General features: G+C 71.2%; 13 protein-coding genes. 7 read left to right on the top strand and 6 right to left on the bottom strand.

The genetic code is table 11. The features are described from left to right. The first annotated feature begins 62 nt into the window (after window positions 1-62). The 3 genes from serS to ABZZ17_RS15505 all read left to right on the top strand — a co-directional run bounded on the left by serS (window position 63) and on the right by ABZZ17_RS15505 (window position 3374). A complete protein-coding gene (serS, locus tag ABZZ17_RS15515) occupies window positions 63-1340 on the top strand; it encodes a serine--tRNA ligase (RefSeq protein ID WP_356876089.1) in 1278 nt (425 codons plus the stop codon). Then, window positions 1337-2152: an HAD family hydrolase gene (locus ABZZ17_RS15510; protein WP_356876087.1), complete on the top strand. Its 816-nt coding sequence runs from the start codon at window positions 1337-1339 to the stop codon at window positions 2150-2152. Before serS ends, ABZZ17_RS15510 begins: the two co-directional genes overlap by 4 nt. 229 nt (window positions 2153-2381) lie before the next feature. Then, complete coding sequence (locus tag ABZZ17_RS15505; RefSeq protein WP_356876085.1) at window positions 2382-3374, top strand: histidine kinase; 993 nt, start codon at window positions 2382-2384, stop codon at window positions 3372-3374. A 20-nt stretch (window positions 3375-3394) separates the two neighbouring features. On the opposite strand, the gene ABZZ17_RS15500 is transcribed toward ABZZ17_RS15505, so the two are convergent. The 5 genes from ABZZ17_RS15500 to ABZZ17_RS15480 form a co-directional block, all read right to left on the bottom strand. Then, window positions 3395-4060, bottom strand: a complete 666-nt coding sequence (locus ABZZ17_RS15500) for a rhomboid-like protein (RefSeq protein WP_356876083.1) — start codon at window positions 4058-4060, stop codon at window positions 3395-3397. 84 nt (window positions 4061-4144) lie between these two features. After that, window positions 4145-4864, bottom strand: a complete 720-nt coding sequence (locus ABZZ17_RS15495; RefSeq protein ID WP_356876081.1) for an ABC transporter permease subunit — start codon at window positions 4862-4864, stop codon at window positions 4145-4147. Between the two features lie 10 nt (window positions 4865-4874). After that, on the bottom strand, window positions 4875-5786 hold the full coding sequence (locus ABZZ17_RS15490) for an ABC transporter ATP-binding protein (protein ID WP_356876079.1): 912 nt from the start codon (window positions 5784-5786) through the stop codon (window positions 4875-4877). Beyond that, window positions 5783-6670 carry an ABC transporter permease gene (locus tag ABZZ17_RS15485; RefSeq protein ID WP_356876077.1) on the bottom strand — a complete coding sequence of 296 codons (888 nt, stop codon included), beginning with the start codon at window positions 6668-6670 and terminating at the stop codon, window positions 5783-5785. The genes ABZZ17_RS15490 and ABZZ17_RS15485 overlap by 4 nt, the downstream gene beginning before the upstream one ends. Next, window positions 6660-7751: an ABC transporter ATP-binding protein gene (locus ABZZ17_RS15480; RefSeq protein ID WP_356876075.1), complete on the bottom strand. Its 1092-nt coding sequence runs from the start codon at window positions 7749-7751 to the stop codon at window positions 6660-6662. The genes ABZZ17_RS15485 and ABZZ17_RS15480 overlap by 11 nt, the downstream gene beginning before the upstream one ends. Window positions 7752-7967: 216 nt before the next feature. Here ABZZ17_RS15480 and ABZZ17_RS15475 point away from each other — a divergent pair, with 216 nt between their 5' ends. From ABZZ17_RS15475 to ABZZ17_RS15465, 3 genes are all read left to right on the top strand, one after another. Then, a complete protein-coding gene (locus tag ABZZ17_RS15475; protein ID WP_356876073.1) occupies window positions 7968-8837 on the top strand; it encodes a M24 family metallopeptidase in 870 nt (289 codons plus the stop codon). 5 nt (window positions 8838-8842) lie between these two features. After that, entirely contained in the window at window positions 8843-10615 is a 1773-nt protein-coding gene (locus tag ABZZ17_RS15470; protein WP_356876247.1) for an SDR family oxidoreductase, read from the top strand. Between the two features lie 219 nt (window positions 10616-10834). Further along, window positions 10835-11749: a MerR family transcriptional regulator gene (locus tag ABZZ17_RS15465; protein WP_356876071.1), complete on the top strand. Its 915-nt coding sequence runs from the start codon at window positions 10835-10837 to the stop codon at window positions 11747-11749. Between the two features lie 104 nt (window positions 11750-11853). On the opposite strand, the gene ABZZ17_RS15460 is transcribed toward ABZZ17_RS15465, so the two are convergent. After that, the gene (locus ABZZ17_RS15460) at window positions 11854-12654 is read right to left on the bottom strand and encodes an aquaporin (RefSeq protein ID WP_356876069.1); all 801 of its coding nucleotides are present in this window, start codon (window positions 12652-12654) and stop codon (window positions 11854-11856) included. Window positions 12655-12786: 132 nt separating this feature from the next. Between ABZZ17_RS15460 and ABZZ17_RS15455 the strand changes: the two genes are divergently transcribed. Further along, window positions 12787-13326 carry an RNA 2'-phosphotransferase gene (locus ABZZ17_RS15455; RefSeq protein ID WP_356876067.1) on the top strand — a complete coding sequence of 180 codons (540 nt, stop codon included), beginning with the start codon at window positions 12787-12789 and terminating at the stop codon, window positions 13324-13326. The last annotated feature ends 37 nt before the right edge of the window (window positions 13327-13363 follow it).

Raw genomic sequence — 13363 nt, 5'->3', positions numbered from 1 at the left:
ATAGCGACACGCAGCGTGATATCGGTGTGATCCCCGGAAGCCCCGCCCGGTAGCCTGGAGGGGTGATTGACCTCCGGCTGCTCCGTGAAGACCCTGACCGTGTCCGCGCCTCGCAGCGCGCCCGTGGAGAGGACGTCGAACTCGTCGACGCACTGCTCTCCGCCGACGAGCGCCGCAGGTCCTCCGGCATGCGCTTCGACGAACTGCGCAACGAGCAGAAGTCGCTCGGCAAGCTCATCCCCAAGGCCTCCCCGGAGGAGCGGGCCGAGCTGCTGACCAAGGCCGAGCAGCTCAAGCAGGACGTCAAGGCCGCCGAGGCCGAGCAGAACGAGGCCGACGAGGCCGCCAAGCAGCTCCTCCTCAAGCTCGGCAACATCGTCCACGGCGACGTCCCCGTCGGCGGCGAGGAGGACTTCACCGTCCTCGAAACGCACGGCACGATCCGTGACTTCGGCGCCGAGGGCTTCGAGCCCAAGGACCACCTGGAGCTCGGCGAATCGCTCGGCGCCATCGACGTCGAGCGCGGCGCCAAGGTGTCGGGCTCGCGCTTCTACTACCTCACCGGTGTCGGCGCGCTGCTGGAGCTCGCCCTGGTGAACGCCGCGATCGCGCAGGCCACCGAGGCCGGCTTCATCCCCATGCTGACGCCGGCCCTGGTCCGCCCGCGTGCCATGGAGGGCACCGGATTCCTCGGCCAGGCCGCGGAGAACGTGTACCACCTGGAGAAGGACGACTACTACCTGGTCGGCACCTCCGAGGTCCCGCTCGCCGCGTACCACATGGACGAGATCATCGACGCGGACAAGCTTCCGCTGCGCTACGCCGGCTTCTCGCCGTGCTTCCGCCGCGAGGCCGGTACCTACGGCAAGGACACCCGGGGCATCTTCCGCGTCCACCAGTTCGACAAGGTCGAGATGTTCTCGTACGTCGCCCCGGAGGAGGCCGAGGCCGAGCACCAGCGGCTCCTCGAATGGGAGAAGCAGTGGCTGACCAGCCTGGAGCTGCCGTTCCAGGTCATCGACGTGGCCACCGGCGACCTGGGCTCCTCCGCCTCGCGCAAGTTCGACTGCGAGGCCTGGATCCCGACCCAGGGCAAGTACCGCGAGCTGACCTCCGCCTCGAACTGTGACGGCTTCCAGGCCCGCCGCCTGTCGATCCGCTACCGCGAGGGCAAGAAGACCGCGCCGCTGTCGACGCTGAACGGCACGCTGTGCGCCGTACCGCGCACCATCGTCGCGATCCTCGAGAACCACCAGCAGGCCGACGGTTCGGTGCGGGTGCCTCCGGTGCTCCGTCCGTACCTGGGCGGCCGCGAGGTGCTGGAGCCGATCACCAAGTGAGCCCGGCCGCCCCCTTCCCGTACAAGCTCGTCGCGACGGACCTCGACGGCACGCTCCTGCGTGACGACGACACCGTCTCGGAGCGCACCCGTGAAGCGCTCGCCGCGGCCACCGCGGCGGGCGCGGCGCACATCATCGTCACCGGCCGGGCCGTGCCCTGGACCCGTCACGTGCTCGACGACCTCGGTTACAAGGGGATCGCCGTGTGCGGGCAGGGCGCGCAGGTCTACGACGCGGGAGCACACCGGCTGCTGACGTCGGTGACGCTGGACCGGCAGCTCGCCGGGCTGGCGCTGTCGAAGATAGAGGCCGAGGTGGGTCCGCTGGCCCTGGCGGCCAGCCGGGACGGCGTGGACGGCGAAGTGCTGTTCGGTCCGGGATACCAGGTGCAGGAGGGCCTGCCGGCGCTCTACCTGGAGGACACGGCGGCGGTCTGGACCGCCCCGCTGAACAAGCTCTACATCCAGCACCCGGGGATGGGCGAGGACGAGCTGGTCAAGGTGGCCCGGGCGACCGTCGGCAGCCTCGTCGACATCGTGATGGCGGGTCCCGGCATCGTCGAGATCCTGCCGCTCGGCCTGAGCAAGGCCACCGGCCTGTCCCTGGCCGCACGGCGGCTGGGTGTGAAGGCCGCGGAGACGATCGCCTTCGGCGACATGCCGAACGACATCCCCATGTTCGGCTGGTCCGCCCACGGCGTGGCCATGGCCAACGCCCATCCGGAGCTCAAGGCCGTGGCCGACGAGGTGACGACCTCCAACCAGGAGGACGGCATCGCGGTGGTACTGGAACGCCTGCTGGGCGCCGCGTAGCCGGGGCACGGCGCACGACGTACGAGAGGTCCGGGACAGCCCGCGCCGCGAGGCGCGCTCGAAGTGGCTGTCCCGGACCTTTTGTTGCTCCCCGCACTGCCCACTCTGCCCCTGCCGCACGGCCCTTACCAGCGAATTTCGTGCCGTCAGGCTTCGGGGCCCGGGCGTCGGCTCCCCTCTGCCGAACGGCAGATGGCCCCGTGCCAGGGCCGTCCGTAGGGTCGCCCTCATGACCGTGAACCCGCGAGCCCTCTACGCCCCGACGCTTGCGGGCGCCTCCGCGCTGTCCGTCGCCTGTTCCCTCGCACGGCTGCCCGGGGCGTGGTCCCTGTCGGCCATGGCGTTACTGCTGCCGCTGCTGGGACTGGTGGCCCGGTGGTCCTCCCGGCGGGACGCAATCCCCGCCGGAGCCCTGGGCGTCGTGGCGGTGGCGCTGTGGCCGGCCCCTCTCGTGTGGGACGAAGGAGGGTCATGGCTCGAAGCCTGTGGTGCGGCAGCGTTCTGGTCGCTGCCCGCCCTGGGGGCCGTGGCCGCCGGTGGGCACCTGCGGCGGCAGGCCGCGCGGACGCGCCGGGCGGTACGGGACGCCCGGCGCGACCAGCAGCTCGAAGTGGCCCGGGATCTGCATGACTTCGTCGCGCACGACGTGACCGCGATGGTGGTACAGGCGCAGGCCGCCCGGTTCGTGGCGGACGCCGATCCGCGTCAGGCGGTCCTCGCCCTGGAGCGCATCGAGGAGTCCGGGCTGAGTGCTCTGGCCTCGATGGACCGCACGGTGCACGCACTGCGCAGGGCCGGCGGCGGGCCCACCACCCCGGTTCCCGGGCTCGCGGAGCTGCCGGAGCTGGTGGACCGCTTCGAGGGCGGCGTACTGGAGGCGGAGGAGCAGGCGCTGACCGCGCTGGCCCGGGAGGCGGACACGGCCGCGTACCGGGTCGCGGTGGAGGCTCTGACGAACGTACGGCGCCACGCCCGGGGAGTGGACGCGGTACGGGTCACCGTGCGCCGGACCACGGCCGGCATCGAGTTGAGCGTGTCCCACACGGCACCGCCCCGCGGCTCCCGGTCCTTCCCCGGTCTCCGACGAGGCGGTGGCGGCACCGGCCTCGTGGGTCTGAGGGAGCGGGTGGAGGCCGTCGGCGGGACGCTCGGGGCAGGCCCGGGGGACGGCGGCGGCTGGCGGGTCCGGGCCGTCTTCCCCGATGTTTCACGTGAAACATGACCCTGTTTCACGTGAAACGCTCATGTTCCACGTGAAACATCGATGGGCGGGCGGTCGGTGTGCGGCCCCTGGTGCAGGGTCAGCGGCCAGGCGAGCAGCCCGACGGCGAGCGAAATGGCGTGGCCGAGGTCGGTGAAGCTGCCGCCGGTGAGGAGCGGGATTCCGAAGAAGGCGACCGCGCCGGCCAGGTACAGCCATCGCCAGGGATTCGGCAGCCGGTAGGTCAGCACACCGACCGAGGCCGCGAGGCCGTAGCTGACGCCGATGTCGACGACGTGGGTCATGCTGTGCGGCGCGCGGTTGTCCTGGATGGCCATCAGAAGGACCTTCTGGCTGATCAGGGTCGCCGTGATGTGGGCGGTCGCGACGATCAGGAGCCAGCGCAGGGTGCCGAGCCAGCGCTCGACGGGGGCGTGGAAGCACTCGAAGAGCAGGGCGTAGAGGGCGAGCGAGGCCGGGTTCTCGATCCAGAACGCGCTGCTGAGCAGGGCACGCACGGGGTATCGGACCAGCTCGTGGATGTTGCTGCTGTTGCGGTGGAGCAGTACGTGCTCGACCCGGTCCGGGGCGATCACGACGATGACACTGGTGATGGCGATGATCAGCAGCCAGATGTGCGTCCCGGGCGAAGAACGTATCCAGGACCGCAGGGGCCTGGACGGCTCCGGCTCGGTGGGCTCGATCATGACCCGATGATCCCGCGCGAACCTGTGCCCCGCCCGGCCGGTGGGCCGGGCGGGGCACAGGGGGCGGTGCCTGCGGCGGCGGGGCTACTCCTCGCCGGCCAGGGTGAGGCGGCGCAGCTTCTGGCCGGCGTAGGCGGTGGCGCCGACGGTGACCACGAGGAGCAGGATCACGGCGGTGGGCAGGCCGACGCTGGCGTCGACGTACCCGGGTCCGGCGACCTTCTCGGCCAGGGAGAGGGACCACTGCTGGACGCTGAGGGTCTTGGCTCCGGAGACCAGGCTGCCGAAGAGGGACTCCCAGATCAGGGCGTAGACGAGGCCGAAGACCACCGCGTGCCGGCTGACGGTGCCGAGCAGCAGGAACAGCGCGCTGTAGGCGATCGAGGCGACGAGGGCGGCGACGGTGTAGGCGACGGCGATCTGCTGGCCGTTGCCGTTGAGGATGAAGCCGGCGATCAGGGTGGGGATCGCGGAGAAGGCCATCGTGACGGCGATCGCGACGATCAGCTTGGTCATGATGATCGTCGGCCGCTTCACCGGCTTGGAGAGCAGGTAGACGATCGAGCCGTCGTCGATCTCGGGGCCGATGGCTCCGGTGCCGGCGATGACGCCGATCAGCGGGACCATCGTCGCCAGGGCGAACCCGCCGAGGAGGTCGGCGGCGACCTTGTCGTCCACGCCGGTGAAGGCCCGGACGGCGACGGAGATGACGATCAGCAGGGCGGGCAGCGCGAAGAGGATCAGCGCGCGGCGGCGGCCGAGCAGGGCCCGGTAGGTGAGCCGGGCAACGGTGGGGTTGTACATGCCAGCTCCTTCAGGCCGTGACGAGGTAGGAGAAGACCGACTCGAGGGACTCGTCGGAGGGCGAGACCGTGAGCAGCCGGATGCCGTGCGCCCGGGCGACCTGCGGGAGCAGCTCGGTGAAGCGTCCGAAGTCGACGGCCTGGATGCGCAGGGCGCCTTCCTTGAGGTCGACCTCGATGCCGGCGGTGGACGGGTCGGCGATCAGGGCCGCGGCGAGGGCCCGGTCGTCGGAGGACCGGATCAGGTAGCGGTGCGGTCGGTCCGTCATCAGGCGGCGGATCCGGCGGAAGTCGCCGGAGGCGGCGTGCCGGCCGGCGACGACCACCTCGATGTGGGAGGCGAGCTGCTCGACCTCCTCCAGGATGTGGGAGGAGAACAGGACGGTGCGGCCTTCGTCGCCCATCCGCCGCAGCAGCTCCATGAGCTGCATGCGCTGACGCGGGTCCATGCCGTTGAACGGCTCGTCGAGGAGCAGCACGGACGGGTCGTGGACGAGCGCGGACGCCATCTTCACGCGCTGGCGCATGCCCTTGGAGTACGTGGAGATCTTGCGGTCCTGGGCGTACTCCATCTCGACGGTCGCGAGGGCGCGCTGGGCGTCCGCGTCGTCGAGCCCGTGCAGTTCGGCGTTGGCCACCACGAACTCACGGCCGGTGAGGAAGTCGTACATGGCCTCGCGTTCGGGCACGACGCCGATCTGCTTGTAGACCTGCTCGTTGCGCCAGATCGGCGCGCCGTCGAGGGTGACGGTCCCCGTGGAGGGCGCGAGGAAGCCGCCCATCATGTTGATGAGGGTGGACTTTCCGGCGCCGTTGGGACCCAGCAGTCCGGTCACACCGGGGCCGATCCGCATGGTCACGTCGTTCACGGCGACGACGTTGCCGAACCAGCGGGAGGTGTGGTCGATGTCGATGACGGTCACAGCCCGGCCTTCCGGTAGCGGGCCATCAGGGCGGCGTAGGAGCCGGCGATGAGGCCGAGGACGACGAGCAGGTAGACGACACCGACGGCGGCCGAGGGGCCCTCACCGCCGGGGAACGCCGAGGTGGCGTCCAGGAACGCGGTCTGCACTCCGTCGATCAGGGTGATCGGGGAGAACAGGCCCATCCAGTCGATGGCTCCGGTGTTCCCCGTCGAGTAGGCCACGGCCTGCACGGTGGAGACGGCGCCGTAGGGGATGAGCAGCAGGCCGATCACGGCGGCGACGCCGAAGCCGCGGCGCGGGGTGAGCGCGGCCATGACCAGGCCGAGCCCGGCGAAGAGCAGCGAAAGCAGCAGTACGGACACCAGTCCCTGCCCGAATCCCTTGGTCTGGTCACCGAAGTCGAACTTCGCCAGCAGCGAGCCGATCCACATGATCAGCAGCGGGGTGGCGGTGAGGATGAAGAGGGCCGAGGCCATGGCCGCGTACTTGGCCACCACGTAGTCGACGCGCTCGATGGGGCGTGAGAAGTACAGCGGCACGGTCTTGAACCGCAGGTCCCGGGAGACCGACTGGGGGGCTTGGGACGCGAGGTAAAGGCCGATGATCACCTGGGTGGTCAGGGCGTACGTCGTGTACTTGATCGGCAGGTCGGTGGAGCCGGGGACGGCGATGGCCACGGCGACGATGATCAGCGCGGGCACGCACATCACCGCGAAGAGGATCATCGGCAGCACCTTGGACTTGGCCGAACGGCCGAGTCCGTACGCGCCCCGCAGGGACTGCGAGAAGAGCGACTTGCGGGCGTAGGCGCGGCCGAGGCGGGGGCCGTCGTAGGACCGGTAGCCGATGTTGTGGATCTGGGTCGAGGTGTCAGGCGCCATCGGAACCGGCTCCCTTCTGCTGGACGAGGTGCTGGGCGGACTGCTGGCCGGGTTGCTGGTCTGCCGACTGGGCGGAGGGCCGTCCCTGCGGCTGGCCCTGCTGCTGTACCTGCGGCTGGGCCGCCTGCTGTGCGGCCGCCCGGTCGCTGTCGCGGAAGACCTCCGCGATGTGGTGGCGGCGCTGCTCCATGCGGACCAGGCCGATGCCCAGGTCGGCGACGGTGTCGCGGACCGTGTCGTACGTGTCCTCGCCCGTGGCCTCGATCAGCAGGATGTGGCCCGCTCCGGGCAGGCCCTGCTCCTCGCCGGCGTGGAGGGTGATGCCCGCCGCCACCAGCGCCGTACGCAGGGCGGCGGTGCCGTCCGGGTGCGCGTCGGAGTCGGTGACCTCGACCGCGAGGGTGGTGGTGGTCTGCGTGAAGTCGCTCGTGGAGCTCGACCGCAGCAGCTTGCCGCCGTCGACGACCACCACGTGGTCACAGGTCCGCTCCAGCTCGCCGAGGAGGTGGGAGGTGACCAGGACGGAGATGCCGAAGTCGGTGTAGACGCGGCGGATCAGGCCGAGCATCTCGTCGCGGCCGACCGGGTCGAGGCCGTTCGTCGGCTCGTCGAGGAGGACCAGCTGCGGGTCGTGGACGAGCGCCTGCGCCAGCTTGACGCGCTGCTTCATGCCGGTGGAGTAGCCGCCGATGGGGCGGTAGCGCTCCTCGTACAGCCCGACGTGGCGCAGGGTGTCCGCGGTCCGCTCGCGTGCCGCCGTCGGCGGCAGCCCGGACATGCGGGCCATGTGCACGACGAACTCGGTGGCCGACACGTCGGGTGGCAGGCAGTCGTGTTCGGGCATGTAGCCGACGCGCTCACGGATGGCGCTGCCATGCGTGGCGACGTCGAGTCCGAGCACGGCGGCGCGGCCCTCGGTGGCGGGGGACAGTCCGAGCAGGATCTTGATCAGCGTGGACTTGCCGGCTCCGTTGGCACCCACGAGCCCGGTGACGCCGGGTCCGATGTCCAGGGAGAGCCGGTCGAGGGCGGTCACTCGGGGGTACCGCTTGCTCAGGCTTTCGGTCGCGATGACAGTCACGAGTTCGACGTTAGTCCCGAACGTCGCGCGGATCGTCAGACCTGGAGCGGGAACCCGTATCCGCCTTGAGGACTACGAACCCCGACGCAAGGCTGATGCGAACCGGACAAGTTCGTCCACAGGTCCGTGCACGCCCCTTGACGTGATCTCCGGTCATTGTCACATTCATCAGTGTCAACTTACGGGCGCGTACGGCGATGAGGACGGACGGCTGCTATGGCTGGGGACACGAAGCAACGCACCGCGCCGCCCGCCCGGCGGCCCTCCGCCGAGCTGAGCGGCTTCCGGGAGGTTCAGCGCCTCGCCTACGAGTGCGCCGAGACCGTCGCGGCCCAGCTGCGGCCCGGCGTGACCGAGCGCGAGGCGGCGCGGATGCAGCGCGACTGGCTGCGCGAGCGCGGCGTGAGGGACTGGTTCCACCTCCCGTTCGCCTGGTTCGGGGACCGCACCGCCTTCGCCGGGTTCAGGGTCCCCCTCCAGTTCTTCCCGACGAACCGGAAGCTGGAGCCTGGGATGCCGTTCATCCTCGACATGGCGCCGGTCCACCGGGGCTACGCGGCCGACGTCGGCTACTCCGGGAGCCTCGGCCTCAACCCGGTGCAGGACCGGCTGATGGCCGACCTGCGGCCGCACCGGGACCTGATCCTGGAGCAGGTGCGCGAGCGCCGCTCCCTGCGCGAGATCTACGAGAACGTCGAACGGCTGATGACGCGCCAGGGGTACGCGAACCGGCACCGGGCCTACCCCTTCGGCGTGATCGCGCACAAAATAGACCGGGTCGAGGAGCGGCGCTGGTCACCGACCGCGTTCGGATTCGGTACGCGGTCCCTCAGGGGTCTGGCCTCCGACGCCCTGCACGGGCACCGCGAGGGCTGGTCCCCGCTGTGGAGCCCGTACCACTTCTCCGACCACCCGCCGCAGCCCGGCCTGTGGGCGGTGGAGCCGCACCTGGGCTTCCGTGGTACCGGAGCGAAGTTCGAGGAGATCCTGGTGGTCACCGATTCCCGGGACCCCGAGGAGAGCGCGTACTGGCTCGACGACGACCTGCCGCACGTGCGGCGCTGGGCTGAGGAGAAGGCGGCATGAGCGGGATGAGCGGTACGGCACTGGCGGGCGCGCGGGAGCGCCGGGTGAGCACCGGCGGCATCGAACTGTGCGTCGTGGAACTCGGCGAAACGGACCGGCCGACCGTGATCCTGGTGCACGGCTACCCAGACACCAAGGAGGTCTGGTCGGAGGTCGCCGAACGCCTCGCCGCCCGCTTCCACGTGGTGCTGTACGACGTCCGGGGCCACGGGCGGTCCACGGCCCCGGTCCCGCTGCGCGGTGGGTTCACCCTGGAGAAGCTGACCGACGACTTCCTGGCCGTGGCGGACGCGGTCAGCCCGGACCGGCCGGTGCACCTGGTGGGCCACGACTGGGGTTCCGTACAGGGCTGGGAGTTCGCCACGGTCGCCCGTACCGAGGGGCGGATCGCGTCCTTCACCTCGATGTCCGGGCCCTCCCTCGACCACTTCGGGCACTGGATCAAGAAGCGGATGGCGCGTCCCACCCCGCGCCGGGCGGCCCAGCTGCTGAGCCAGGGCGCGAAGTCCTGGTACGTGTACCTGCTGCACACGCCGTTGCTGCCGGAGCTCGCCTGGCGCGGACCGCTCGGCAAGCAGTGGCCGAAGATGCTCGAGCGCCTGGAGAACATCCCGGCCGGCCCCTACCCGACGGCCTCGCTGGCCTCGGACGCCGCGCACGGTGCCTGGCTGTACCGCGACAACGTCCGCGCCCGCATGCGCCGGCCCCGCGCCGACGCCTACGCGCACGTACCCGTCCAGCTGATCACCCCGACCGGAGACGCCTTCCTCTCCGAGCGGCTCTACGACGAGCTGGAGCTGTGGGCTCCGGACCTGGTGCGGCGGACCCTGCCCGCCAAGCACTGGGTACCGCGCACCCGGCCCGACCAGATCGCGGCGTGGATCTCGGAGTTCGTGACCGCCCGGGAGGAGCCCGCCACACGGGCACCGGAGCAGAAGGCCCCCGGGAGGTACGCCGACCGGTTCGGCGGGCAGCTGGTCCTGGTCACCGGCGCCGCCAGCGGCATCGGACGGGCCACGGCCTTCGCGTTCGCCGAGGCCGGGGCCCGGGTGGTGGCCGTGGACCGGGACGCCGAGGGCGCGGCGCGCACCGCCGAGATGGCCCGGCTCGTCGGCGCTCCCGAAGCCTGGGGCGAATGCGTCGACGTGAGCGACGAGCAGGCGATGGAGAAGCTCGCCGCGAAGGTCGCCGCCGAGTACGGCACCGTGGACGTGCTGGTCAACAATGCCGGCATCGGCCTGTCGGGGCCCTTCCTGGAGACCACCTCCGAGGACTGGAAGAAGGTCCTCGACGTCAACCTGTGGGGTGTGATCCACGGCTGCCGGATCTTCGGGAAGCAGATGGCCGAGCGCGGCCAGGGCGGGCACATCGTCAACACCGCCTCCGCGGCCGCCTACCTGCCCTCCCGGACCCTCCCCGCGTACAGCACCTCCAAGGCCGCCGTCCTGATGCTCAGCGAGTGCCTGCGCGCCGAGCTCGCCTCACAGTCGATCGGGGTCTCCGCGATCTGCCCGGGCATCGTCAACACCAACATCGCCGCCACCTCCCGGTTCGCCGGAGCGGACCCGGCCGAGGAGAAGCGCCGCCAGGAAAGCTCCTCGCGGATGTACGGGCTGCGCAACTTCCCCCCGGAGAAGGTCGCCGACGCGATCCTGCTGGCCGTGGTGAAGAACCAGGCCGTCGTGCCGGTCACCCCCGAGTCCAAGGGCGCCCTGTGGATGTCCCGCTTCGCGCCGCGCACGCTGCGGCGGATCGCGCGGCTGGAGCCGAAGCTGTGACCCCGGCCGGGGGCGCCGGGGAGCGGTGGCGCGTCGAGGCGTCCGGGGAGGGCCCGCCGAGAGGGCCCGGCACGGCCATACCCCGCTCCTCCCGACGGTCGTACCATCCCTCGCAGGAGGGCTCGCTGCGCACGGCGCTCGAGTACCTGGCGGCGCCTCCTGCCGCCCGGACCGCGGCGGGCGCGGTCGGCCGAGCCGCCATGTCGTAGGGAGCCGGGATTGTCCGATCAGGCGGTAGCCGAGTACCGGATCGAGGATCTGGCCCACCACAGCGGGGCGACGGTGCGCACGATCCGGGCGTACCAGGACCGCGGTCTGCTGCCGAAGCCGGAGCGCCGCGGCCGGTCCAACGTCTACCGGGACACGCATCTGGCACGGCTGCGGCAGATCGCGGACCTGCTGGACCGCGGCTACACCCTGGCCTCCATCAAGGAGCTGCTGGAGGCCTGGGACGCGGGGCGCGGGCTCGGCGGCGTACTCGGCCTGGTCGCCGAGGTGCACGGGCCGTGGACCGACGAGGAGGCGGCCCGGATCAGCCGCGCCGACCTGAACGAACGGTTCGGCGGCAGACCCGACGACGACGCGGTGAACGAGGCCTGCGAGCTGGGGGTGCTGGAGCGGCTCCCGGGCCGTCCGGACGAGTTCCTGGTGCCGTCGCCGCAGGAGCTGGCGGTCGCCGCCGAGCTGTACGCGGCCGGGGTGCCGCTGGTGGCGATCACCGGCCACCTGCGCGAACTGCGGGGGCAGGTCGAGCACATCGCCTCGCGCTTCCTGGAGTTCACCACCGAGCACGTCTTCGCCCGCTACCTCGGGCAGGTGCCTCCGACGGACGCCGACGCGGCCGAGGCGGCGACGATGGTACGGAGGCTGCGGCCCCTGGCCCAGCAGACGGTGGACGCCGAACTCGCGCGGGCGATGAGGCTGTTCGCGACCCGGCACCTCCAGCGGCACCTGGGCGCGGCCGGCGCCGCTCAGCCGTCGGGTCCCGCGCCGGTCGCGCTGCCGGCGGAGACGGTGCGGGCGGTACAGGAGCTGGTGGGCCCCGATCACGTGGCGGAGTTCGTCCGGGCGGCGACGGAGCGGGAGCTCCAGGCCCGGACGATGAACGATCTGGCCCGGCGCGGCGGCCGATAGTGCTCGATCAGTAGTCCACAGGGCGAATCACGCGGTTGGCCCCCAAACCCACCGAAACGGCTGTGGACAAGTCGCGTTTTCCTGTGGGCAACGTGGATGGAGCCTCAGACGACGGCCTCGAACGCGGGTCCGGTGCGCGGTATATCGGCCACCGGTTCCTCCCCGGCCCGCTCCACCGCGGCGGCCGGCCCGTCCTGGGCGGAATCCCGCGCCCCGGTGCGGTGCTCGCGGCCGTAGAGGAGGGTGGCCAGGGCCAGTCCGAGGACGCCTCCGAGCAGCTGGGCGGCGACGAATCCGGGCAGTGACCGCGGGGCGATGCCCGTGAAGGAGTCGCTGAAGGCCCGCCCCACGGTGCCCGCCGGATTGGCGAAGGAGCCCGAGGAGGTGAACCAGATCGCGGCGGCGATGTACGCGGCGACCGCGGCCGGGATCAGCTTCGCGCGGCCGATGCGGCCCAGCCCCTGGATGACCAGGACCAGCCCGGCGGTGGCGACGATCTCACCGATCAGCAGGTGGCCGCCGTCGCGGACCTGGGTGGCGAAGGTTCCCGGGGTCCGGCCGAACATGGCTTCGGCGAGGACGGCGCCGCCGATCGCCCCGGCGGTCTGGGCCGCGGTGTAGGCCAGGGCTTCCCGGCCGTCGAGCCCGTCGCCCCCGGTACGGCGCGCCCACCAGGTGGTGAGGGTGACCACCGGGTTGAGGTGCGCCCCGGACAGCGGCCCGAACAGGGTGATGATCAGCCCGAGGCCGATGGCCGAGACGAGCGAGTTGGCGACGAGGGCGACACCGGTGTCGCGGCTGAGGGCGGCGGCCTGGATCCCGGAGCCGATCACCACCACGAGCAGTGCCGCGGTGCCGATGAGTTCGGCCGCCGAGCGCCGCAGCAGTGAAGCCTGTCGTGTCATGTTTTCTCCCTCTGGGCAGCAGTCCAGCGGAAAATGTATTCCGTATCTTGGAAGAGCGATAGAGGTGGTCCACACGTCGGCACGGTCGAAAAATCGCTGCCGGAGCCCGGCCCGAGGCGGCACGCTGGGGACATGGATGACAGACGCACCGTGAAGGTGTCCAAATACGTCTCGAAACACCTGCGGCATCAGCCGGAACGGATCGGACTGGTGCTCGACCCGCAGGGATGGGTCGAGATCGACGAGCTCCTCGACGCGGCCGCGGCCCACGGATTCCCCTTCAGCCGGGCGGAGCTCGACCACGTGGTCGCCGCCAACGACAAGCAGCGCTTCGCCGTCGACGGCACCCGCATCAGGGCCAGCCAGGGCCACACCGTCGCGGTCGACCTCGGACTGCCGGAGGCCGAACCCCCGGCGTACCTGTACCACGGCACCGTGTCCTCGGCCCTGGACTCCATCCGCGCCGAGGGCCTGCGCCCGATGGCCCGCCACCACGTGCACCTCTCGCCCGACCGGGAGACCGCGACGCGGGTGGGCGCGCGCAGGGGCCGGGCCGTGGTGCTCGCCGTGGACGCCGGCGCGATGCGGGCGGCCGGGCACGTGTTCCGGATCAGCGCCAACGGGGTGTGGCTGGCGGAGGCCGTACCGCCGCGGTTCCTGCGTTTCCCGTAGGAGCCGGGGCAGCACAATTCACAGCGGAATTGTCGGA

Source organism: Streptomyces sp. NPDC006512 (genome assembly GCF_040611935.1).
Classification (GTDB): domain Bacteria; phylum Actinomycetota; class Actinomycetes; order Streptomycetales; family Streptomycetaceae; genus Streptomyces.
Note: the sequence above shows the minus strand (reverse complement) of the source record. Positions and strands in the feature narration are given on the sequence as shown.